This is a genomic window from Yersinia rohdei ATCC 43380 (assembly GCF_000173775.1).
Lineage (GTDB): Bacteria > Pseudomonadota > Gammaproteobacteria > Enterobacterales > Enterobacteriaceae > Yersinia > Yersinia rohdei.
Map to the genome: position 1 here is coordinate 81,260 of NZ_ACCD01000012.1, position 20,628 is coordinate 101,887.

The window sequence follows — 20,628 nt, forward strand, 5'->3', positions numbered from 1 at the left end:
TGACGAATAACAAATTATCCACAGTATAACCAGAAAGTTGGCTAATTGGCTGTCTTAGGTAATTAACCGCCAGGAATAGCTGTGCCCTACTTAATAACAAAAAAGGTGCACCGCATGTGAACGCCGGTTGCACCTTTTTGAATCACTTTATCTTTAGCGTAATTGATACCCAAAAATTTCAAAATGCAGGGTATTACCCCTCGTTATGCATCTCTAAATTTTCTGCTTCGGTATGATTACGTAATGCCTGCGCATCATCGTTACGTAACGACTCCAGATACTCCAGATAGCTTTGATCCACATCTTTAGTGACGTAAACACCATTAAAGACCGAACATTCAAACTGCGCAATATCTGGGTTATCTTCGCGTACCGCTTCGATAAGGTCAGTAAGATCCTGGAAAATTAGTGCATCAGCACCAATCAACTGACGAATCTCATCAACTTCACGGCCATGTGCAATTAATTCATTAGCGCTTGGCATATCTATGCCGTACACATTTGGAAAACGAATTTCAGGAGCAGCTGAAGCGAAATACACTTTCTTTGCCCCTGCTTCACGCGCCATTTCGACAATTTGTTCCGACGTAGTACCACGAACAATAGAGTCATCCACCAATAATACATTCTTATCGCGGAATTCAGCACGGTTGGCGTTCAGCTTACGGCGAACTGATTTACGGCGCTCTTGCTGCCCCGGCATGATAAAGGTGCGGCCAACATAGCGGTTTTTCACAAAACCTTGGCGGTACGGTTTATCTAAAATGCGGGCGATTTCCAGCGCGATATCGCAGGAAGTTTCTGGGATAGGAATAACCACATCAATATCCAGGTCTTCCCACTGTTTGGCAATTTTTGCACCCAACTTCTGGCCCATGCGCACCCGCGCACTGTAAACAGAAATCTTGTCCATAAAGGAGTCCGGACGAGCAAAATAAACATACTCAAACAAGCACGGGTTATATTTTGGATTTTCAGCACACTGACGGGTGAATAACTGGCCTTTTTCGGTGATATACACCGCTTCGCCCGGCGCAACATCGCGCAAGAACTCAAAGCCAAGGGTATCCAACGCCACACTTTCAGATGCAACCATATATTCATTACGGCCATCAGCTAAAGTGCGTTTACCAATCACCAGCGGGCGAATGCCGTTAGGATCACGGAAAGCAACCATGCCGTGGCCGATAATCATCGCGACACACGCATATGCGCCACGAATCAACTGATGCGTTGCAGCAACAGCGGCAAAAATATTGTCAGATTCCAACGGGTAGTGCTGGAAACGGTCCAATTCACTGGCAAAAATATTCAGCAGAATTTCTGAGTCAGAAGTGGTATTCACATGACGACGAGAAACTTCGAATAATTTCTTTCTCAGCTGGTGAGCGTTAGTCAGATTACCGTTATGAGCCAAGGTGATGCCAAACGGCGAGTTAACGTAGAAGGGCTGAGCCTCGGAAGCACTAGAACTGCCTGCTGTCGGGTAACGAACATGGCCAATTCCCATATTCCCCTGTAAGCGCAGCATATGCCGGGTTTCAAATACATCCTTCACCAAGCCATTTGCTTTACGCAGCCGGAACCCATTATGGGCATCAATGGTGACGATGCCCGCTGCATCCTGGCCCCGGTGCTGAAGCACCGTTAGCGCATCATAAATCGACTGGTTTACCGGTGCAAAACCGGCGATACCGACAATACCGCACATGTTGTCTTTTCCTCATAAGCCGCTCCGAATCGGTAGTTGATTCGGTAAGAAACTCGACGTGCTCTGCAGGTAGTCAAAGAACCACCTGATGATATAACTGAACTGCGGGATTAATTGTGACTGCTTCCAGTCAACACTTTGTGAGAACCCCGTGAATGTATCCAGAAAGAACAACATGGCCGAGACAATTAGCACGCCTCTCAGCGCCCCAAAACAGATCCCAAGTACCCTGTCAGTTCCTGATAACCCAGTACGTTCAACCAGCGAACCAATCACATAGTTAACAATAGCCCCGACGATCAATGTCGCGATGAACAAAATGCCAATGGCAATGCCGTTACGGACAACTTCATCCTCAAAGCGGGTGAAGTAGACAGCAAGGTAAGTGTAAAAATGGCTGGCAACAAAAAATGCGCACCCCCAAGTTACAAGTGACAATGCTTCACGGACAAAACCTCGGATTAAGCTGACTAACGCAGAAAATCCGATAATCCCTATAATGACGTAATCAATCCAGACCATGACAATTCCAATGATGAAATCGCCGCTGCATCCTGTTCGCGGCGAATTCTAACAGAAAAAGAAAACGTTTGCGTAGGGGAATTCTTGCCCGTGACAAATTAAAGTGCGGCGATTTTAAAAACAACAATCGCCGCACAAACTTAGCCGTAAAAATCCTCTACGCCCTGATATCTTAGCGCTTTAAACTTTAACGCGACGTGCCATAGGGCTTGACCTGCCCGCTTAAGCCACTTAACGAGTTAAGCTCTGGCAAAGCCGATTGCAGTTTTTGTTTTGATGCATCCGGCCCGACATACACCCGAGTAATCTGGCCTTGAACCGGTGTTGCAGGCACCGTAAATGCCCGATGCCCTGACAGGCGCAGTGTCGCAACAATTTCATTCACTTTGGCCGCGTTTTTCAGCGCCCCCAGTTGGACAACATAAGCCTGCCCCACCGGTGCTTTCTCTTCGGTAGCCGGTTTGCTTTCTGGCTGAATATTCGGCTTAACTTCAGGTTTTGGTGTCGCTTCCTGCGGTTTTTTCTCTACCGGAATGGCTTTAGGTTCAACAACTTGTTTCGGTTCAACCACTGGCTTAGATTCAATTACAGGCTTAGGTTCAACCGGTTTCTTCTCAACAGGTTTTACCTCTACCGGCTTAGTCTGTATTGCCGGCGGTGCCACTATGGTGGGTTCTGATGGCAAGTTACCGGCGTCATTAGCCGCCTGAGAGACAGAATCATCATCAGCGATGCCCGCGGCTTGCGCAGCACCTTCCGGTGGCGCAATAGGCAAAGGCTGACTGGCCGGAGGAACCGCATCAATCTCCTGGCTGTCACCGGGTTTGGGCACTAATGGGATGGCCGCAAACTCATCCTCATAATGCTTCTTTTTACCATCCAATAGCCCCGGCAGCACAATCACACCCAAGGCCACCAGAATGATGGTTCCGACTAAACGGTTCTGGAACTTACTTGCCACTCGCTCTCCTTCAATTCCTTTGCAAAACCCATGCTGTCACAGATTCAATGCCGCCATCACATGAGCAACTGTGTGGAAAGAGCCACACACAATGACCACATCTTGTGGTGCTGCATCTTGCATGGCTTGACGCCAGGCCGTGGTGACATCACTAAATTGGCGTGATGATGCCAGATGCTCAGCTAACTGCTCTGCACTGGCCCCACGAGGCCCCTCTAATGGTGCACAGTACCACTCATCAACTTGCTCAGATAAACAGGTCAGCGTACCGCCAATATCTTTATCTGATAGCATCCCGACTACCGCCCGCACTTTACCTTGTTTTGGTAATTGAGCTAGTTTGTCAGTGAGATATCGTGCGGCATGAGGGTTATGGGCAACATCTAAAATCAGCAAGGGCTGTTCACTCACAACTTGAAAACGCCCAGGTAAACTGGCGGTCTGTAACCCTTGGTGAATCGCCTCTTCGCTCAATGGCAATCCGGAATAATGCAGTACCGCCAAGGCGGTGGCAGCATTCGCCAAAGGCACATTGGGTAGCGGTAAATTGCACCACTGATGTTCACCACACTGCCAGTTCCAGCTGTGTTCATGCTGGCTAAACTGCCAGGCGACATTGCGCTGATACAGCTGCGCGCCTAATGTTGTGGCAACCTCGGCGATGGTTTTAGGCATATCAGGTTCACCGACAACAGCCGGTTTTCCTGCACGAAATACACCGGCTTTCTCACGGCCAATGCTTTCCCTGTCGAATCCCAGCCAATCAGTATGGTCTATCGCAATACTGGTAATAGCCGCAACATCAGAATCGACAATATTGGTTGCATCCAATCGCCCACCCAGCCCGACTTCCAGAATAACCACATCAAGATTAGCCTGCTTAAAGAGTTGCAGTGCAGATAAAGTGCCAAACTCGAAATAAGTCAGTGAGATATCACCGCGACCAGCTTCAATTTGAGCAAAAGAGTGGCTGTGTGCAGCTTCAGGCAGTTCCTGGCCCTGAATACGCACGCGCTCGGTGTAACGCAATAGATGAGGTGAGCTGTAAACCCCGACCCGCAGACCCGCGGCCAGCAGAATTGATTCAAGGGTACAACAAGTGGTGCCTTTGCCATTGGTGCCGGCAATGGTAAATACTTTAGGGGCAGGTTTAAGCAAATCCAAACGCTCAGCAACCTGTTTAATACGTTCCAGACCCAGCTCAATGGGCTGAGAATGCAAACGCTCAAGATAGTAAAGCCACGCGGCCAAAGGCGACGTGGCTTGGGGAATGAGATGATTGTTCATGAGTCCCGTCACTGGCCTTTTTTTTGCTTACTTAAAACTATGCGCTATAACCGGGCACCACCTTATCAGGGTGATGCCCGTTGGGATAATCAGGCATCTACCTGATTATCAGTCGTAGCAGCATCGGTCTTAACTTCAACCACACTAGGTTGCGGCTGATGTGTCAATTTAGACAAGATACTGGCCAGTGTTTGGCGCATAACTGGCCGGCGAACTATCATGTCGATAGCGCCTTTTTCAATCAAGAACTCACTGCGCTGGAAGCCCGGCGGCAGTTTCTCACGCACGGTTTGCTCGATAACCCGAGGGCCAGCAAAGCCAATCAATGCTTTTGGTTCTGCAATATTGATGTCGCCCAACATGGCCAAACTGGCGGAAACACCGCCCATAGTGGGGTCAGTCAGCACGGAGATATAAGGCAAACCGCGCTCTTGCATTTTAGCCAAAGCAGCACTGGTTTTTGCCATCTGCATCAGAGACATCAAGGCTTCCTGCATACGGGCACCGCCACTAGAGGAGAAACACACCAGTGGGCAATTGTCTTCCAGTGCCTGTTCTACCGCACGAACAAAGCGAGCGCCGACCACTGACGCCATTGAACCGCCCATAAAGGCAAATTCAAATGAGGCCGCAACAATAGGCATACCTTGCAAGGTGCCTTTCATAACAACCAGCGCGTCTTTCTCGCCAGTGTCTTTTTGTGCAGCAGAAATGCGGTCTTTATACTTCTTGGAATCCTTGAATTTCAGGATGTCCTTCGGCTCCAGCTCGCTACCCAATTCAACTTCGCTGCCAGCATCCAGCAACATATGCAACCGCGCACGGGCCGACATACGCATATGATGATCACACTTAGGACAAACTTCCAAATTGCGTTCTAGCTCAGCACGATAAAGTACCTGACCGCAACTGTCACATTTAGTCCACACCCCTTCAGGAATACTCGCTCTACGGGTTTGTGTGATATGGCTTTTGTTAAGAATTCGTTCAATCCAGCTCATCGATGACCTTTCTGTTTGAACCTGGCTGTTGCCAGTCCGCTGTTCATGCTTTAACCATCTCCCTGAAAACACCCCAATAAAAAATGCCAAAGATAAACACTGGAACAGCGTAACTAAGGCACCAATATTCAGATTGTCCGCAGGAACAGACCATAAATGTCACTCATTAAACCATATTGGCTCGACAGTGTAGATAAAAAACTGGTCGGCCCTTGGCTTGAGTAACGTTTTTACTGATTTTTTTGACGTGCTTGCGCCCGCCGATGCCGCCAAACCTCAAATACACCGGGCAGAATTGACACCACAATAATGATGACAATCAGCAATTTCAGATTGTTCTGCACGATTGGCACATTACCAAACAGGTAGCCAGCATAGGTGAATAACAGCACCCATATCAACGCCCCAATCACGTTATAAGCAGCAAAATGACGATAAGACATTTTACCCATACCGGCGACAAAAGGCGCAAAAGTACGAATTATCGGCACAAATCGCGCCAGGATAATCGCTTTACCACCATGTTTTTCATAAAACTGATGGGTTTTATCCAGATAACTGCGACGGAAAATTTTGGAATCGGGATTACTGAAGAGCTTCTCACCGAACACCCGGCCAATGGTGTAGTTAATGGCGTCGCCCAAAATAGCCGCCGTCACCATCAGAGCAACCATGGTATGGACATTAAGATCATTGGAAGGCAATGAGGCTAATGCGCCCGCCACAAACAGTAAGGAATCCCCAGGCAGGAATGGCGTAACCACCAGACCGGTTTCGCAAAACAAGATCAGGAATAAAATTCCATAAACCCAGACGCCATACTGTGCCACCAGCTCCGCCAGATGGACATCAATATGCAAAATAAAATCAATAACGAAATGTATAAATTCCATAAATACTCTCGAGAGGTAAATAAGCCTAATCTTTGATTGAGCGAGTTTAGCTGAACTTCCTTAGATATTCCTTAGCCTAAGTAATCTGCTGCCAAACTTACATTATTGTATGAAAAACAATCTGAAATTAGTCGTCCGCTAAAAAAAGTGGCCCCATCGGCAACCGTGGTAGAGCAAAACGTTCAGGATAGTCGACCGAAACCAAATACAACCCTTCCGCTTTCGCAGTTGCCGCCGCCAGTGCCCGGTTTTTTAGCGCTAACAATTCAGCCATCCAGGTCACATCCTGATTACCGCAACCAATCTCTATTAAGCTACCGACAATATTGCGCACCATATGATGCACAAAAGCATTGGCCTTGATATCTACCACGATATACGCGCCATGTCGGGTAACTTTGACATGTTTTACATTTCGCCAAGGCGTGCGGGATTGGCACTGTACCGCACGAAACGAGGTAAAATCATGCTCGCCAAGTAAACATTGTGCTGCTTGTTCCATTTTCTCGGCATCCAACGGCAAATAGCAATGGGTAACCCCCTGTGCCAAGACCGCCGGGCGATAGCGATGGTTAAAAATAATGTAGCGGTAGCGCCGGGCCGTCGCGCTAAAGCGGGCATGAAAATCTTCATCAACGGTTTTTACCCAACGCACGGCAATATCTGGGGGTAAATGGCTGTTAACCCCCATCGTCCATGCCGCATCTTTGCGCTCTGCGGTGGTGAGAAAATGCACCACCTGACCGGTGGCATGCACACCGGCATCTGTCCGGCCAGCACAAAATACGCCAATGGGTTCATTGGCGACCTTCGATACAGCCGCTTCAAGGCAAGCCTGAACGCTGGTAACTTCTTGCTGGCGCTGCCAACCAAAATAGCGGCTGCCGTTGTATTCAATACCCAGCGCAATTTTTATCCCGGCAGCGGGTGCTGCGACGGTTTCTTGCTGGGCTAACTCAAGTTCGGACATCAGTAAAGTTGCTCCTGCAACAGGCGCTCCGCCGTTTCAATTGCCATCAATGCGCCACCAAACCGAATGTTGTCGGCCACTGACCAGAACTGCAATACTTCGGGAATGCCATAGTCATTACGGACACAACCAATACTCAATGCATCACTGCCAGAGGCATCACTCACCTGAGTTGGATAATCATCTTCTTCAGACAGCTGAATATCTTCACAATTTTCTAGTTCGCTGCGGGCTTCATCGGCAGACATTGGACGTAAAGCCTCCAGATGAACCACCTGAGCCTGGCCATAGAATACCGGTGATTGGATGCAGGTCACGGAAATAGGCAAACCCTCGTCTTGCAGGACTTTACGCACCTGATCGACCAAACGGCGCTCTTCGCGCACACTGCCCTCGTCATCAGCCAGCAGCGGTAAGACGTTAAATGCCAGTTGTTTGGCGAATACGCCCGGCTCGGCGGGAATACCATTGAGCAACTTAGCACTTTGACCGGCAAGGTCATCTACGGCAGCTTTACCGTGCGCAGAAGCAGAAAGCAATGCGGTGACATGCAGACGAGATAAACCGGCCTGCTCCGTCAAGGGCTTAATCGCCGTCAGCAGTTGGCTGGTCAGGCTATCGGCTACTGCCACAATATTACGATTACGGTAATCTGCCAGCACTTGCGGGTTAACACTCGGCACCACCAGCGGCACATCTGGCTCCATCGCGAACAAGCCGCTGCTGTCGATGACCAGACAACCGGCATTCCCGGCTTCTTCAGCATATTGTGCCGAGGCCTCAGGGCCTGCAACAAAGAAAGCCAACTGCGCCTGTGACCAGTCAAATTCAGCCACGTTTTCAACCAATATACTTTTACCGTTAAAGCGCACGGTAGCACCAGCACTGCGCTCACTGGCCAGAGGATACAATTCACCAACCGGGAACTGGCGCTCATTTAACAGCTCCAGCAAGGCTTCACCTACTGCGCCCGTTGCTCCTAATAGAGCAATATTCCAGCCGTCAGACATGTTGGTTTTCTCCACTTTCATTCATTAAATTACAAGGATTTAAATACGTTTTTATACAAATATTGGATATATACAAATAGCCAGTTTCCTCAAAGACAAAGGCGGTAAATCCCGCCTCTGACCGTAAATAAACTCACTATTAATGTAGGGGTTTAGAGTTGCTGGGTGGTAAACCCTAATTTCTGCAACAGCTCCGCACTGGCCGCGTCATCGCACTGCACACAAAGTGATGACCATTCGCGCCGCTCTTGATAGTGCTTGCGCAGGCGGTCGAACTCACCTGGCTGACCCGCAACCCGGCGCAACGGCGCATCATCGCGGCGCACATCATACACTAAGTGTATCAATCGTTTTAATTTGCCTTCATCCAACGGGCCATTTAGCCGTAAATGGCTGAATTCAGGTTGTGGCAATAAGGTGGCAAGCTCTATCGATTGCGGTTGGCCCAGATGTTGGCTGAATGCTTCGAATACTTGGGTGGTGCCACGCGCTTTGCCTTCCAGGGTATATCCGGCAATATGCGGTGTGCCAATATCAACCCGGGCCAGTAGCGGTAAAGATAATTCGGGTTCCGGCTCCCACACATCCAGCACCACACTGAGTTGCTTGCCTTTTTCCAGCGCGCGCAGTAATGCGGCGTTATCCACCACTGCTCCCCTGCAGGCATTAATTAAAATGCGGCCATCCGGTAGGGCTGCCAATAACTCTTCGTCAGCCATATGCCAGCTTTGATAAGGGCCCGTTTTATTCAGCGGTGTGTGGAAGGTGAGGATATCGGCCTCACGTACCAGTTTTTCCAGTGGCCAGAAAGGCGCGTTGTCGCCACTGTCGGCACGCGGTGGGTCACACAATAAAGTGCGAACGCCCAGCGCTTGCAAGCGGGCATTCAGCCGTGAGCCGACATTACCGACGCCGATGATTCCCACCGTTTTATCACGTAATTGGAAGCCATCGCGTTCGGCCATCATTAGCAAGGCGGAAAAAACATATTCCACCACGGCAATAGCATTACAGCCGGGGGCTGCGGAGAAGCCAATACCCTGTTGCTTCAACCAGTTATCATCGACATGATCCGTTCCGGCGGTCGCCGTGCCCACAAAACCAATTGAGGTGCCCTGCAAAAGCGCCTCATTCACTTTGGTCACCGAGCGCACCATCAGCGCATCTGCGCCCGCCAGTGCTTCCAGAGGGATAGGCCGCCCCGGTACTGCTTGCACCTGACCTAAACGCTGAAATAGTGTTTCCGCGTACGGCATATTCTCATCAACCAGAATTTTCACGTTGTTCTCCGCCAGCTCACTGCCCTACAAAACAGGGCGTTAGTATATACCCAAAAAATGAGGCGTTGCAGTTAACTCGCCGGCCTCAGGTTCTGCGAAAACGTTCAGGTGTGGTGCCAGCAATCTGCTGGAACATGGCAATAAAGGCAGACGCCGAGCTATACCCCACATCCAGCGCCACATTCTGGACTGTTTTTCCTTGTTCTAACAAAGAGATAGCATGTAAAAATCGCAACCTTTGCCGCCATTCACTAAAGGCCATTCCCAGCTCTTGCTGACACCGGCGCGAGAGGGTTCTTTCCGTGGTATACACTCGCTTAGCCCAGAGTGCCAGTGAGGTGTTATCCGACGGGCAGCGCTCCAATGCCGTCAATACCGGTGACAATAACTTATCTTGCGAGGTGGGTAGATAGGTGCGCTGCACCGGCGAGCTATTGAGCTGGTCAATTAATACGCGCGCTAACCGCATATCTTGTTCAGTTTCCGGCCTCAATAAACCACGAGAGAAACAATCCCCGACAATGGCATTAAAAATCGGGCTGACATGCAGCAAACAAGCCGCATCCGGCAGTTCCTGACAAAATTCCAACGCGATATCAATGGCACGAAAGTGCATGGGTTTGCGGTTATAGCTGGAATGCTCTACCCCAGCAGGCACCCAGACACTGAACTCAGGGGGGGCCAAAAAGCGCTGCCCTCCGATATTCATTGCCAGCACACCTGATTTGACACATATCAATTGCCCGTAAGCATGGGTATGCGGCAGGAATTCAGTATTAGCATTATATATCTCGCAGCGAAAAGACAAATTCTGTGGCGCAGTGGTCGCCACCACCGGGGAATCAGGTTTACTCATCGTCAATGACCTCCGCCAGTCAGATAGCCAACTGCTGAAATTGTCTTAATCACAGTCACTATTGTCTTAATCACTGCAACTATTGTCTGGTTATCAGTATATAGAATAAATCAGACAACTGTAGACTACATCACATTAGTATATGAATGAGAATTATCAGCATGAATATGTTATTCCCCTTATTTGCCGTGATTATTTGGTCGGTCAATGCTGTCGTCAGCAAAATATCAGCCACAGCTATTGATCCGGCGGCCATTTCTTTCTATCGCTGGGTACTGGCCTTTCTGACCTTAACGCCCTTTTTATTGCTGGGGGTTATCCGTAATTGGTCAGCCATTCGCGTCTATTGGTGGAAATTGATGATTCTGGGGTTACTGGGCATGGTGCTGTACCAAAGCCTGGCGTATTACGCGGCCCACAGTGTCAGCGCCCTGTTTATGGGGATCCTCAGCTCATTAATTCCACTGCTAACCGTCATAATCAGCATTTTCCTGTTACGGGTAGCACCCACCGTCGGGATTGCGCTGGGTAGCCTGTTGTCATTAGCCGGCTTAGTGTGGCTGGTCAGTGCGGGTAATCCGGGGCAATTGCTGCATCAGGGGATTGGTAAGGGTGAATTAATGATGCTGGCCGCCTCGGTATCTTATGCGCTATATGGGGTATTGACCAAACGCTGGTCGATTCAGTTACCCAATTGGCAATCTCTTTATATGCAAATCGCCTTCGGCGTGGTGCTCTTGCTGCCTAATTTCCTGCTGGCACCGGATGTACAATTAACTGCGCAAAATATCCCGTTAGTGTTGTTTGCCGGTATTCCCGCATCCATTATTGCGCCTTATTTATGGATCCACGGGGTGATGCGCCTCGGGGCAAATACCGCCTCGATATTTATGAATCTGACACCGGTATTTACTGCAATTATCGCCGTAACTTTCCTGCATGAGCAATTGCACAGTTATCACCTGATTGGGGGCGGAATTACTTTAGCAGGGGTGATACTGGCTCAACGCCTGCGTATACCACTGCGCCGAAAAACGGTGCAATAAAATATCAAGGTGAGAGAGTGGCGTTATTTTTCGGCGCTATCTCTCTGCCCATCGGGGCATTATCTTTTCTGTGCAGCATTAATACGCCCAATAGCACCAAGGCACTGCCGAGCAATTGAGAAGCCGACAAAGTTTCCCCCAGCAAGAAATAAGCAATCACGGCGGTGAACACTAATTCCAGTGTTAACAGTAAACTGGCGACGGCCAGCGGCAGGGTTTTCAAACTGAGATTAAACAGCCCAAAACCCAGTAGCGTCGGGCCTGCCGCCAAAATCAGTAATAACCACCAGCCAGACCATTGAATGCCCTCAGCCCCGTGAGATAAAAACCACAGATTCCCCACCATTTGCTGCATTCCTTGCACCGGGAACCACAACATCAGTTGATTAAATATCAATTGGTAGACCGCAGAAAAACCAAACACATATAAAATGGTATTCCACACTGGATATTGACGATCAGTGGCAAGTCGCCCTGCCAACGTATAAAAGCTGTAACCAACCCCGGAGGCTAATCCGATCAACAAACCAATAAAATTAAAATCTGCCGCCGCGATATTCAGGCCATTACTGACCAAAAAACAACCGAATAAACTGATAATAATAACCAGTAACTCCCGCCAGCCCATATATTCGTTATAAAAAACCCATCCCAGAAAAACCGTAAAACCCACTGAGCAATAAGATAAAATAGTGGATATGGACGCCCCATTTAATGCTACAGATTCTGTCCATAATCCATTGAATACCGCCAGTAACAAACCATAAGCCAGATAGAATTTGACTTGGTCACGGCGTAATTTAGCCCACTGCGGCTTAGTCACTAATAAAATCGGCAATAATACAGCAGCCACCAGAGCAGCTCGCCAGAAAGCCAAAACAGAGGTTGGCAAATGATAATGCACGGTCAAAATGCGGATAATAATCCCAGTGAAACCTAATAGCATGGCGCTGATAATTGCCAGCAAATAGCCTTGCCGTTTACCGGTAAAATAACCACTGCCCGTCAGTGGCCTGCGGATCATTGATGGGAGCAATCCCGCCGGTATAGCCATCACAACCTCATTAGATTCACAACATCAATTAATAGGATGCAATTCTACGCTAAGGTTTTTTGTCCACCAGAGCCACTTACCTGCTGATTGATGCAGGCCACTTTTTCTTACTTGAAGCCTTGTTAGCATTGGGTATAGTGAAAGGAATACTTCTGTAGCAAGCCACTTTAGGCTATTTTCTCATGCATATTCCGTTAGACCGGCAACAACATATCCCGCTGTATCTGCAAATTGAAGAAGCCCTGCGCCGGGCTATCCTCAGTGGTGTGTTTGCTGATGGTGACAAATTGCCCTCTACTCGCACCTTGGCAGCAGAATTGTCAGTGAGTCGCCTGACGGTCGATAACGCCTATGCCGAGCTGGCAGCCAAAGGTTTGTTACAGCAGCGCCGTGGCAGTGGGGCTTATGTGCGCCACCTTCCGCCACCGCCCAGCCAACCACTTCCTTTATTACCCGGCGAATTTCCACTCGACCGTTTTACCACAGTGACATCGCGGTTAGACGGTTTTGCGGATATCCCATTACCGCCAGAGACCATTAATTTTGCCGCCGGTATTGGCAGCCCGAAGATTTTCCCACTGGATGAATTTCGCCATATCTTGCAATCTATTTTGCGACGTCATGCTGAAGAGGCCTTCAGTTACGGCGATTACTGCGGCTATTATCCGCTGCGCGATACCCTCAGCCGCATTCTGTGCGCGCAAGGTATTTTGACGCGACCAGAGCAATTATTGATAACCAATGGTTCGCAACATGCTATCAGTCTGGTCAGCCAATCACTGTTGGCCCCCGGCGATACGGTGGTGGTGGAGGAACCGACTTATGCTGAAGCACTGGCCCTGTTTCGCCTGCATAAAGTGAATGTTGTGGCTTTGCCCAGCGACCAGCAGGGCATGAATCTGGCCACGCTGCCCGCGCTGTTGGCTGCGCATCAACCCAAACTTATTTATTGCATCCCCAACTTCAATAACCCCACTGGCCGCTGTTTGAGTGAAAGCCGCCGCCATCAGCTGTTGCAGATAGCCCGCACCGCTGGTGTGGTTATCCTTGAGGATGATTATGTGGGCGACCTGCGCTACAGCGGCAAAAAACTGCCGTCGTTGCGTTCGCTGGCCAAACCCGGCGAGGTTATCTATGTCAGTACTTTTTCCAAAATGTTGCTGCCAAGCATGCGGATTGGTTATCTGGTGGCAGACCAACCCCACTACACCCAATTGGCACAGCTAAAGCATGTCGACAGTTTTACCAGTTCGAATTTAATCCAACGGGCGCTGGATGCGTTTGTCACTGTCGGGCGTTATGACAAACAATTACGCCGCGCCTGCCGCCTGTACCGCCAACACCGCGATGCGATGACCGAAGCACTCAAACAAACCTTGCCATTAGGTTGCCAGTTTGAAATACCGGATGGCGGGTTATTCATTTGGTTGCAATTACCCGACAATGTGCCCGTCTCACAGTTAATGCCTCTGGCCTGGCAGGCGGGGGTTACTTTCGCCAAAGGCGGTGGTTTTTACCCGCAAGAATCCTATGGCGAATTTACCCTGCGTTTGAATTTTGCCGCTAATTCGCCAGAGCTGATAAACCTGGGAATCACTCGCTTGAGTGCAGCAATTCGCCAATGTCAGACACAAAAAAGCCCGGCATAATTGCGCCGGGCTGTAAAAATAACACCGTTTTATATCAGAAGAATGCCAGCCACAAACGCAGTTTCATGCCCCAATAACTGCTCCATCCGCTGGTGTGCTGCACCATTTTCCCCTGATAGAGAATCACCACCGTGGGAGTGACATTGACTTGCCATTGCCCGGCTACTTGGCCTTGCGGATCATTAATGACTGGCAACTGATAGCCGCTTTTACTCAACCAGCGCTCTACCTGTGCAGCATCGCCAGAACGCAGCGCCAGAGTCAGGACATTTTCCCCCTCCTCCACCAGCTGATTGACACTGGGGGTGGTGAATTTACACACCCCGCACCATGTCGCCCAGAAGTAGAGCAGCAACGGCTTTTCCTGACTCATTTCCTGCAAGGAAACCCTTTCCCCTGACAGGGTTTGCAATGCGGTATCCGGCCAGTCTGCGGGCGGCTGCGGGCTGCGCAGCCAATCCAGGGTAAATGAAACCACCGCCACCAGCAGCAATAACACCGCCAGTTCTTTGCTCCAGCGCTTTAAGCGGTTCATTTACCCGCCTGTGCCAATTGCTGTTTTACGATCTCCTCCAATTGCGGATAAGTAATGGCCCCTGATACTAATTGGTCGCCAATTAACGTAGCGGGAGTGCCCTGAATACCCAGTTGGTCTGCCAGTTTCAAGTTAGTGCGCAATACATCCAAACTTTGCGCACTTGGCTCCACCGGCGTCACACCGGTTTTTTCCTGCGCTGCAGCAATACTGTTGGCGTCAAGATTGCCTTTTTTCGCCATTAAACGCTGATGAAAAGCCAGAAACTGCTCCGGATGCTGTTGCCATAGAGTCAGTGCCAGACGGGCACTGGTTACTGAGCTTTCACCTTTAAATGGCAAGGGTTTTATCACCACTGCCACCTGCGGATAATCTTTCACTAATTTTTCCAGCAGCGGATCGAAGGTTTTGCAGAATGGGCAGTTGTAATCCGTAAATGACACCAGGGTCAATTGCGGTTTTGCGGTACCCAATCTTGGGCTACCGGCATCCTGATACAGCGCTTGCTGATTGGCGGTAATAAACTGGCTCAGTTGTTGCCCTTGTGCTTCATTAGCTTGCTGTTGCCAGGCATTAACTGATTGCTCCAAAATATCCGGATTTGCTATCAACGTTTCGCGGATCAGTTCTTTAATGCGCACTTCTTGTTGTGGCGTAAAAGGTGCGGCAGCCCATAATGGCATCGAAAACAGCATCAAAAACCATACAGTTAATATTTTCATTTTTTATTTCCTCTAGCGTCGGCCAACACAGTCAATAAAACATCGCGATCCAGTAAGGGAGAAAGCACGATGCCCTGTGGCTGTTGTGGCCCATAAATTTGGTTGAATGGAATGGCGGCACTGCCGCGTTGGCGCAGAAAGCGGGTTATTTCAGCAGAAGGTTGCGTCCAGTCACCGCGCAGCGCAACTACGTCTGGTGCCTGTAAAGCCTGTTGCACATCATCGCGCATCAGCACATTGATTTTATTGACTTTACAGGTCACGCACCAATCAGCGGTAACATCAACAAATACGATTTTATGCTCGGCCAGTGCCTGTGTAATGGCGGATTCAGTTAATGGCTGCCACGCAATATTGTCATGCAGCGGCTTGCGCCATATATCTGCCGTCAGTGCCCCTGCCAGCAACATGCCGCCAAAGAGCAACCCACTGATTAAAATAACAATAGCCGCAATCCGCACACCATAATGCCTGCCAATAGCCAGTATCAGTGCCAGCAATAATATTCCGGCAATTATCATTACCATTTGCAGGCCAAGATGGCTGACCATCAGACTCAATAACCACAAACTGGACGCCAACATCAGCACGCCCATCCCAATGCGCAATAGGTTCATCCAGCGGCCAGGGCGCGGTAAACACAATGCCAATTTGGGCCACGCGGCAACGGCCAGCCACGGCAAACTCATCCCCACTCCCAGGGCAGTAAAAATCCCCCACAGTGCGGGCAAAGGCGCAACCAGAGCAAAAGCCACCGCAGTGCCGAGGAACGGGGCTGAGCAAGGCGTTGCCAATAAGGTCGCCAGTGCGCCCTGCCCAAAGTGGCCAGCCAGCCCACGCGCACCTGTTTTTTCAATGCGAGGAGCCGCAATTCGAGTATTAAGTGACGAAGAGAGCCGAATATCGAACAAACCGAACAGATTGGCAGTAAAGAGTGCGGTAACCAACACCATAAAACCGATAAACCACGGGCTTTGGAACTGGATTCCCCAACCCACTGCATGGTTGCCTAAGCGCAAGGCTGTCATCAACAAGGCCAATAACCAAAATGAAGTGATTATCCCGGCAGATGAAGCCAAAAACTGCCATCGAACCTGACGACGAGTTTGATGCTCCGTTTGCAAAATCGAGCTGAGTTTCATCGCCAACACCGGCAGCACACAAGGCATCAGATTGAGAATCAAGCCCCCTGCCAGCGCAATTAATAACCAAGACCAGAAATGAGTGGCAGATTGCGGTAACGTCAAGGCTGGCCCGAGAGTAACCAAAACGTCTTGCGCCAAACCGGCATCGGTAATCACCATGCTCAGCTGCTTGCCACGCAGATCTGCCGTGCCCTCTCCCCAGCCATCAGTTGCCGGCACTCGCACCGATAACTGATTGCCGTGCACATTTATAACCGGCTTGCCGAGATCCACCTCTTCCAGCGTATCAAAAAATAGCTCCGGGCGTTGCCAACCGCTGTCTCGTTCGGCAAGAATTTGCACCTCGCCTTGACTAAAACCGGCTTGAATTTGCTGGGTTAAGGCGTTGGCAATCGGCACCTGCCCCATCGCCTGTGCAAAGTCATGTTCGAATTGCTGCTGGTTTTCAGCGCTGACGGCAGCGGCCAGATCGAGACTAAACCGGTAGTCAGTCAAAATACAGACATTGCTACAGGTCGACAGCGTCAGAACGCCGCTCAATGTGTTGGGTATTTTGCCGAAAATCACTATCGGCAACGCCACTTGCTCATGATAGCCCTGAGTAGAAATCCCAGACACATCAAAACGTTGCGGTACAGGCCAGTACCATTGCACCCGCTCAACCGGTGATTTCCAGGTTATGGCCGGAGCAATGCCGCCTTCCCCCGGTGAACGCCAATAGGTTTTCCAGCCTTTTTCTAGCTGGACGTCAAGTAGCAGGCGAGTTTCGCCACCATTTGACTGCTCGGCACGAATCCGAACTTTGGCATGATCATTTTGCGGGCTCACCAGCCAGCCGCTGTCCGCCGCCCAAAGGGTTGGCATCCACAGCAGCAATAGACAGCACAAGGCTATCTTGCTTAAGTTACGCATTAATCTCTCCATGAATAAATTAATCACAGCAGCACTTTGTGTCGCTATGGTTATTCGTGAAAACTGTTTGTTATGAACCATTACCCATTAAAATAATAAGTTATAAACACAACTATTCACGAAATGCAGTTATTCAAAGAATGGCGTTATTCTCGGAAAATACACAATCGCAGATGCACCCTTAAACCACTGGGTGAGATGACTCTGGGCGGCGGGAACCGCATTCTGGTTGGCACCATGGGCGCAAGCAACAGCAGTAATAAGCCCAGAGAGAAAATGGCTAATTCGAACAGCACTGGCGGTGACGCCAGCAAGGATTTGGCACTGAGTTCACAAGGTGTCGGCGATTCGTTATTATCGGCAACAACCGCTGATGAAGATGTCTGGATCAAGTTTTGTTCTAACGCGTGCAGGCTGGCAATGCGTTGAGTCATACAAACCAATATGACCAGGCAAGCCAGACAGAGAAACCATTTTGCGGCGCGTTGTCGTTTAAACATGACGGTAAGTTAATAATCCCATGCAGTGATAGGGCTTCATCTTAACCATATAATTATCATTATCAATGTTTGGTGCGTAAACATTTGGTCAAGGTTATTAATGATCAGCTTCGGTTGACTGCCAATTGTCACTCAATGCTGATGTCAGAACATTAAAATAAACCAAAACAAATAAGAATATATTGGTTACTGATATTTACAGGTATTATACCCGCAGCCTGCGTCTCGCACCGGGTCACTGATGAATCTTCACCCAATTGCCCCACTGCGAAGGACGGGTTATATGCAACCTTTGAACGGCCCAGGTGCCCCTATTGCCAATGATCGCAATGTCGCACCGAGCAAAATACCCTCTCCGGGACAAGTGGATGACAAGGCACTTACCCCTGCGCAGCGCACTACACTGGAAAAGTTGATTGTGCGGATTATGGCCCTTAGCCCGATAAAATCCGCCGAAATCTGGGCTGGGTTACGCCATGATTTAACCCTTAGCCGCAACCAGGATTTATTGGCTCGCCACTTCCAACCGGCAGAGCAATTGCTGCAAACCCGCTTGTCACAAGCCCAAGAAAATCATGCTAATCATCAATTGCGTCAGCAACTGACCGAGTTGCTGCCCTTGGGCAATAACCGACAAGCTGTCAGTGACTTTATCCGCCAGCAATTTGGTCACACGGTGCTAAGTCAGTTAAGCCATGCCGAGTTGCAACAAGTATTAGTGCTGCTGCAATCCGGCACACTGACTATTCCGCAGCCGCAATTGACCACAATAACAGACCGGCCATTGCTCCCGGCTGAACATCAAAATATTCAATCACTGGTGGCGAAACTCAGTGCGGCAACGGGCGAGCAACCGGCTAAAATTTGGCAAGCTCTATTTGATTTAGTGGGGGTGAAAAGTAATGACCCGCTGCCCGCTCGTCATTTCCAGATACTCAGCCAATTTTTGCAGACCAAAGTCGCCCTTAGCCAGCAAACCGCCCCGACTCTGATTCATCTGCAAACGGCACTGAAGCAGCCCGCAGATGCACAGGAACAACAGCTATTAATTGATTACAGCCAGAATCGCTTTCAGGCCAGCCCCACCACGCCGCTAACACAAGCGCAGTTGAACGACATCATTAATATCCTGTTTACCGCCCGATTAGACCGAGCCAATGCAGCTCAGCGCCTGATTGAAGATCAAAAAACTATTCAGCCATTAATTAACCCGCTCATCGCTTCACTACCACAAGCATTACAGCCTTTGTTGCAAAAACCATCACTGGCATTTGTCGCACTAATTATTGTGATGGCTTTTTTATTGGCTATTTTCCTTTGAATGATGATTTTTCTTTAATTAACGACTCGCAATAATCCCCAGCCCACCAATGCACTCCAGAATAAAAATGGCAGCGAGTAAGCATGGAATTTTAACCAAATGGCCGGTTCACCGGCCATTCTGAGCGCAATTAAATTAGCCATAGAACCCAGCGCAAAACCAAAGCCACCAATATTGACGGCATAGGCAACCAAGGCACTGGAAGGAAGATAATTAAGCAATAAAATCGTGGCAGGAACATTACTGATGATTTGGGATAAACCAATACCCAAGAGATAAGCAGCACCAGTAGATAACGTTTTGATTTCAGCAAACAACGACTGTAAACCGGGTAATTCCGTCAGTAAACGAACATCAATAAACATCGCGATAAATACTACAATCAGGCTCCAATCTATTGCCAGTAAAACCCGCCGCGCCAATAGTAATAACCCTGAAAAAACAATCAGTAAGCCATAATTTGCCAAACCTAAATCTACACAAATAATAAAAATCACATACAGCGCTAAACAGCTGAGTAGCAACCGAAATTGATAGGGATAAATGGGGCTAGAGGCTTGCTTCTGGATTTTTCGTGCAGGAAAGCGCCACCAGGTCACCACTAATAAGGTGAATAAAATAACCGCGGCCAGGGGAGCCATCTGGCGGGTAAAACCAATAAAGGAGAGTTCAGAACGGCTCCATAACAAAATATTTTGCGGATTACCGATTGGCGTTAAGAGTGAGCCAGCATTCACTGCCAGTGCGGAGAAAATAATCAGGCGAGAAACCGGTAAAGACGATATTTTTTTCAATGTCAAAATCAATGGGACAATGATAAACAACGCCACATCATTGGTTAGAAAGGACGAAAGCAGCGCAGCTGACAAGACTAAAAACAGGGCTAAATGCCGCTCTGTGTGCAATGTATTAATAATTTTCCGACCAATAAAATCAAAATAGCCACTGACCTCAACCCCCTTCGTTAGTAGCATTAATCCTAATAAAGTAACAATGGTCGTCCAGTCAATAAACTGTGGAAAAGCAGCAATTTTTGCTGGCATCAATGCGGTTAGGCCAATACCAAGAATCAATAAAATATGTAATAAGCGGTCTTGCAAAAAAGGTCTAAAAACCGTTTTTACTGCGCGATGAGTGGTAGCGAATAGTGTCATCAGGAAATCTACAAATAATAAGGGCTGACAAAGAAAGGTCACGTTAACGCAGCCTATCATTTTATGCCAGCCCCATTATCCGTTAGCCACCCAACCTCA

The 20,628-nt window shown here is 49.0% G+C and carries 19 protein-coding genes; 3 read left to right on the forward strand and 16 right to left on the reverse strand.

The genetic code is table 11. The features are described 5' to 3' along the window. Positions 1–193: 193 nt before the first annotated feature. From purF to YROHD0001_RS08225, 10 genes are all read right to left on the reverse strand, one after another. Positions 194–1,711, reverse strand: a complete 1,518-nt coding sequence (purF, locus tag YROHD0001_RS08265; protein WP_004714851.1) for an amidophosphoribosyltransferase — start codon at positions 1,709–1,711, stop codon at positions 194–196. A gap of 12 nt (positions 1,712–1,723) precedes the next feature. After that, complete coding sequence (gene cvpA / locus YROHD0001_RS08260; protein ID WP_004708846.1) at positions 1,724–2,233, reverse strand: colicin V production protein; 510 nt, start codon at positions 2,231–2,233, stop codon at positions 1,724–1,726. Positions 2,234–2,420: 187 nt separating this feature from the next. Continuing rightward, entirely contained in the window at positions 2,421–3,194 is a 774-nt protein-coding gene (dedD, locus tag YROHD0001_RS08255; protein ID WP_004714852.1) for a cell division protein DedD, read from the reverse strand. Between the two features lie 36 nt (positions 3,195–3,230). Continuing rightward, on the reverse strand, positions 3,231–4,481 hold the full coding sequence (gene folC, locus YROHD0001_RS08250) for a bifunctional tetrahydrofolate synthase/dihydrofolate synthase (protein WP_032816969.1): 1,251 nt from the start codon (positions 4,479–4,481) through the stop codon (positions 3,231–3,233). Between the two features lie 89 nt (positions 4,482–4,570). Beyond that, positions 4,571–5,482: an acetyl-CoA carboxylase, carboxyltransferase subunit beta gene (gene accD / locus YROHD0001_RS08245; RefSeq protein WP_004714854.1), complete on the reverse strand. Its 912-nt coding sequence runs from the start codon at positions 5,480–5,482 to the stop codon at positions 4,571–4,573. A gap of 230 nt (positions 5,483–5,712) precedes the next feature. Beyond that, positions 5,713–6,375, reverse strand: coding sequence for a DedA family protein (locus YROHD0001_RS08240; RefSeq protein ID WP_004714855.1), 663 nt, complete (start codon positions 6,373–6,375; stop codon positions 5,713–5,715). 127 nt (positions 6,376–6,502) lie between these two features. Continuing rightward, positions 6,503–7,345 carry a tRNA pseudouridine(38-40) synthase TruA gene (gene truA, locus YROHD0001_RS0117935; protein ID WP_032816970.1) on the reverse strand — a complete coding sequence of 281 codons (843 nt, stop codon included), beginning with the start codon at positions 7,343–7,345 and terminating at the stop codon, positions 6,503–6,505. Further along, positions 7,345–8,355, reverse strand: a complete 1,011-nt coding sequence (locus YROHD0001_RS08235) for an aspartate-semialdehyde dehydrogenase (protein WP_032816972.1) — start codon at positions 8,353–8,355, stop codon at positions 7,345–7,347. The genes truA and YROHD0001_RS08235 overlap by 1 nt, the downstream gene beginning before the upstream one ends. Positions 8,356–8,507: 152 nt before the next feature. Beyond that, positions 8,508–9,635 carry a 4-phosphoerythronate dehydrogenase PdxB gene (gene pdxB, locus YROHD0001_RS08230; protein WP_004714857.1) on the reverse strand — a complete coding sequence of 376 codons (1,128 nt, stop codon included), beginning with the start codon at positions 9,633–9,635 and terminating at the stop codon, positions 8,508–8,510. 85 nt (positions 9,636–9,720) lie between these two features. After that, positions 9,721–10,491, reverse strand: a complete 771-nt coding sequence (locus YROHD0001_RS08225) for an AraC family transcriptional regulator (RefSeq protein WP_004714858.1) — start codon at positions 10,489–10,491, stop codon at positions 9,721–9,723. 161 nt (positions 10,492–10,652) lie between these two features. Here YROHD0001_RS08225 and YROHD0001_RS08220 point away from each other — a divergent pair, with 161 nt between their 5' ends. Further along, the gene (locus tag YROHD0001_RS08220) at positions 10,653–11,537 is read left to right on the forward strand and encodes a DMT family transporter (RefSeq protein WP_032816973.1); all 885 of its coding nucleotides are present in this window, start codon (positions 10,653–10,655) and stop codon (positions 11,535–11,537) included. A gap of 4 nt (positions 11,538–11,541) precedes the next feature. Here YROHD0001_RS08220 and YROHD0001_RS08215 read toward each other — a convergent pair whose 3' ends face one another. Then, complete coding sequence (locus YROHD0001_RS08215) at positions 11,542–12,591, reverse strand: DMT family transporter (protein ID WP_004714860.1); 1,050 nt, start codon at positions 12,589–12,591, stop codon at positions 11,542–11,544. A gap of 182 nt (positions 12,592–12,773) precedes the next feature. Between YROHD0001_RS08215 and pdxR the strand changes: the two genes are divergently transcribed. After that, complete coding sequence (gene pdxR / locus YROHD0001_RS08210) at positions 12,774–14,240, forward strand: MocR-like pyridoxine biosynthesis transcription factor PdxR (RefSeq protein ID WP_004714861.1); 1,467 nt, start codon at positions 12,774–12,776, stop codon at positions 14,238–14,240. 34 nt (positions 14,241–14,274) lie between these two features. On the opposite strand, the gene YROHD0001_RS08205 is transcribed toward pdxR, so the two are convergent. The 4 genes from YROHD0001_RS08205 to YROHD0001_RS08190 all read right to left on the reverse strand — a co-directional run bounded on the left by YROHD0001_RS08205 (position 14,275) and on the right by YROHD0001_RS08190 (position 18,054). Further along, positions 14,275–14,775, reverse strand: coding sequence for a protein disulfide oxidoreductase (locus YROHD0001_RS08205; RefSeq protein WP_032816975.1), 501 nt, complete (start codon positions 14,773–14,775; stop codon positions 14,275–14,277). Beyond that, positions 14,772–15,497, reverse strand: coding sequence for a DsbA family protein (locus YROHD0001_RS08200; protein WP_032816976.1), 726 nt, complete (start codon positions 15,495–15,497; stop codon positions 14,772–14,774). Before YROHD0001_RS08200 ends, YROHD0001_RS08205 begins: the two co-directional genes overlap by 4 nt. Next, complete coding sequence (locus tag YROHD0001_RS08195; RefSeq protein WP_004714864.1) at positions 15,494–17,554, reverse strand: protein-disulfide reductase DsbD family protein; 2,061 nt, start codon at positions 17,552–17,554, stop codon at positions 15,494–15,496. The genes YROHD0001_RS08200 and YROHD0001_RS08195 overlap by 4 nt, the downstream gene beginning before the upstream one ends. A 146-nt stretch (positions 17,555–17,700) precedes the next feature. Further along, positions 17,701–18,054: a hypothetical protein gene (locus YROHD0001_RS08190; protein ID WP_004714865.1), complete on the reverse strand. Its 354-nt coding sequence runs from the start codon at positions 18,052–18,054 to the stop codon at positions 17,701–17,703. A gap of 283 nt (positions 18,055–18,337) precedes the next feature. Between YROHD0001_RS08190 and flk the strand changes: the two genes are divergently transcribed. Further along, the gene (flk, locus tag YROHD0001_RS08185; RefSeq protein WP_004714867.1) at positions 18,338–19,375 is read left to right on the forward strand and encodes a flagella biosynthesis regulator Flk; all 1,038 of its coding nucleotides are present in this window, start codon (positions 18,338–18,340) and stop codon (positions 19,373–19,375) included. A gap of 14 nt (positions 19,376–19,389) precedes the next feature. Here the strand turns inward: flk and YROHD0001_RS08180 are convergent, their stop codons facing one another. Continuing rightward, on the reverse strand, positions 19,390–20,529 hold the full coding sequence (locus tag YROHD0001_RS08180) for an SLC13 family permease (protein ID WP_032816977.1): 1,140 nt from the start codon (positions 20,527–20,529) through the stop codon (positions 19,390–19,392). Positions 20,530–20,628: the final 99 nt, after the last annotated feature.

Excerpts from the sequence above, each read along its gene's own strand:
- purF (WP_004714851.1), bottom strand. The coding sequence starts at position 1,711 with ATGTGCGGTATTGTCGGTATCGCCGGTTTTGCACCGGTAAACCAGTCG.
- cvpA (WP_004708846.1), bottom strand. The coding sequence starts at position 2,233 with ATGGTCTGGATTGATTACGTCATTATAGGGATTATCGGATTTTCTGCG.
- folC (WP_032816969.1), bottom strand. The coding sequence starts at position 4,481 with ATGAACAATCATCTCATTCCCCAAGCCACGTCGCCTTTGGCCGCGTGG.
- accD (WP_004714854.1), bottom strand. The coding sequence starts at position 5,482 with ATGAGCTGGATTGAACGAATTCTTAACAAAAGCCATATCACACAAACC.
- YROHD0001_RS08240 (WP_004714855.1), bottom strand. The coding sequence starts at position 6,375 with ATGGAATTTATACATTTCGTTATTGATTTTATTTTGCATATTGATGTC.
- truA (WP_032816970.1), bottom strand. The coding sequence starts at position 7,345 with ATGTCCGAACTTGAGTTAGCCCAGCAAGAAACCGTCGCAGCACCCGCT.
- YROHD0001_RS08235 (WP_032816972.1), bottom strand. The coding sequence starts at position 8,355 with ATGTCTGACGGCTGGAATATTGCTCTATTAGGAGCAACGGGCGCAGTA.
- YROHD0001_RS08225 (WP_004714858.1), bottom strand. The coding sequence starts at position 10,491 with ATGAGTAAACCTGATTCCCCGGTGGTGGCGACCACTGCGCCACAGAAT.
- YROHD0001_RS08220 (WP_032816973.1), top strand. The coding sequence starts at position 10,653 with ATGAATATGTTATTCCCCTTATTTGCCGTGATTATTTGGTCGGTCAAT.
- YROHD0001_RS08215 (WP_004714860.1), bottom strand. The coding sequence starts at position 12,591 with ATGGCTATACCGGCGGGATTGCTCCCATCAATGATCCGCAGGCCACTG.
- pdxR (WP_004714861.1), top strand. The coding sequence starts at position 12,774 with ATGCATATTCCGTTAGACCGGCAACAACATATCCCGCTGTATCTGCAA.
- YROHD0001_RS08205 (WP_032816975.1), bottom strand. The coding sequence starts at position 14,775 with ATGAACCGCTTAAAGCGCTGGAGCAAAGAACTGGCGGTGTTATTGCTG.
- YROHD0001_RS08200 (WP_032816976.1), bottom strand. The coding sequence starts at position 15,497 with ATGAAAATATTAACTGTATGGTTTTTGATGCTGTTTTCGATGCCATTA.
- YROHD0001_RS08195 (WP_004714864.1), bottom strand. The coding sequence starts at position 17,554 with ATGCGTAACTTAAGCAAGATAGCCTTGTGCTGTCTATTGCTGCTGTGG.
- YROHD0001_RS08190 (WP_004714865.1), bottom strand. The coding sequence starts at position 18,054 with ATGTTTAAACGACAACGCGCCGCAAAATGGTTTCTCTGTCTGGCTTGC.
- flk (WP_004714867.1), top strand. The coding sequence starts at position 18,338 with ATGCAACCTTTGAACGGCCCAGGTGCCCCTATTGCCAATGATCGCAAT.
- YROHD0001_RS08180 (WP_032816977.1), bottom strand. The coding sequence starts at position 20,529 with ATGACACTATTCGCTACCACTCATCGCGCAGTAAAAACGGTTTTTAGA.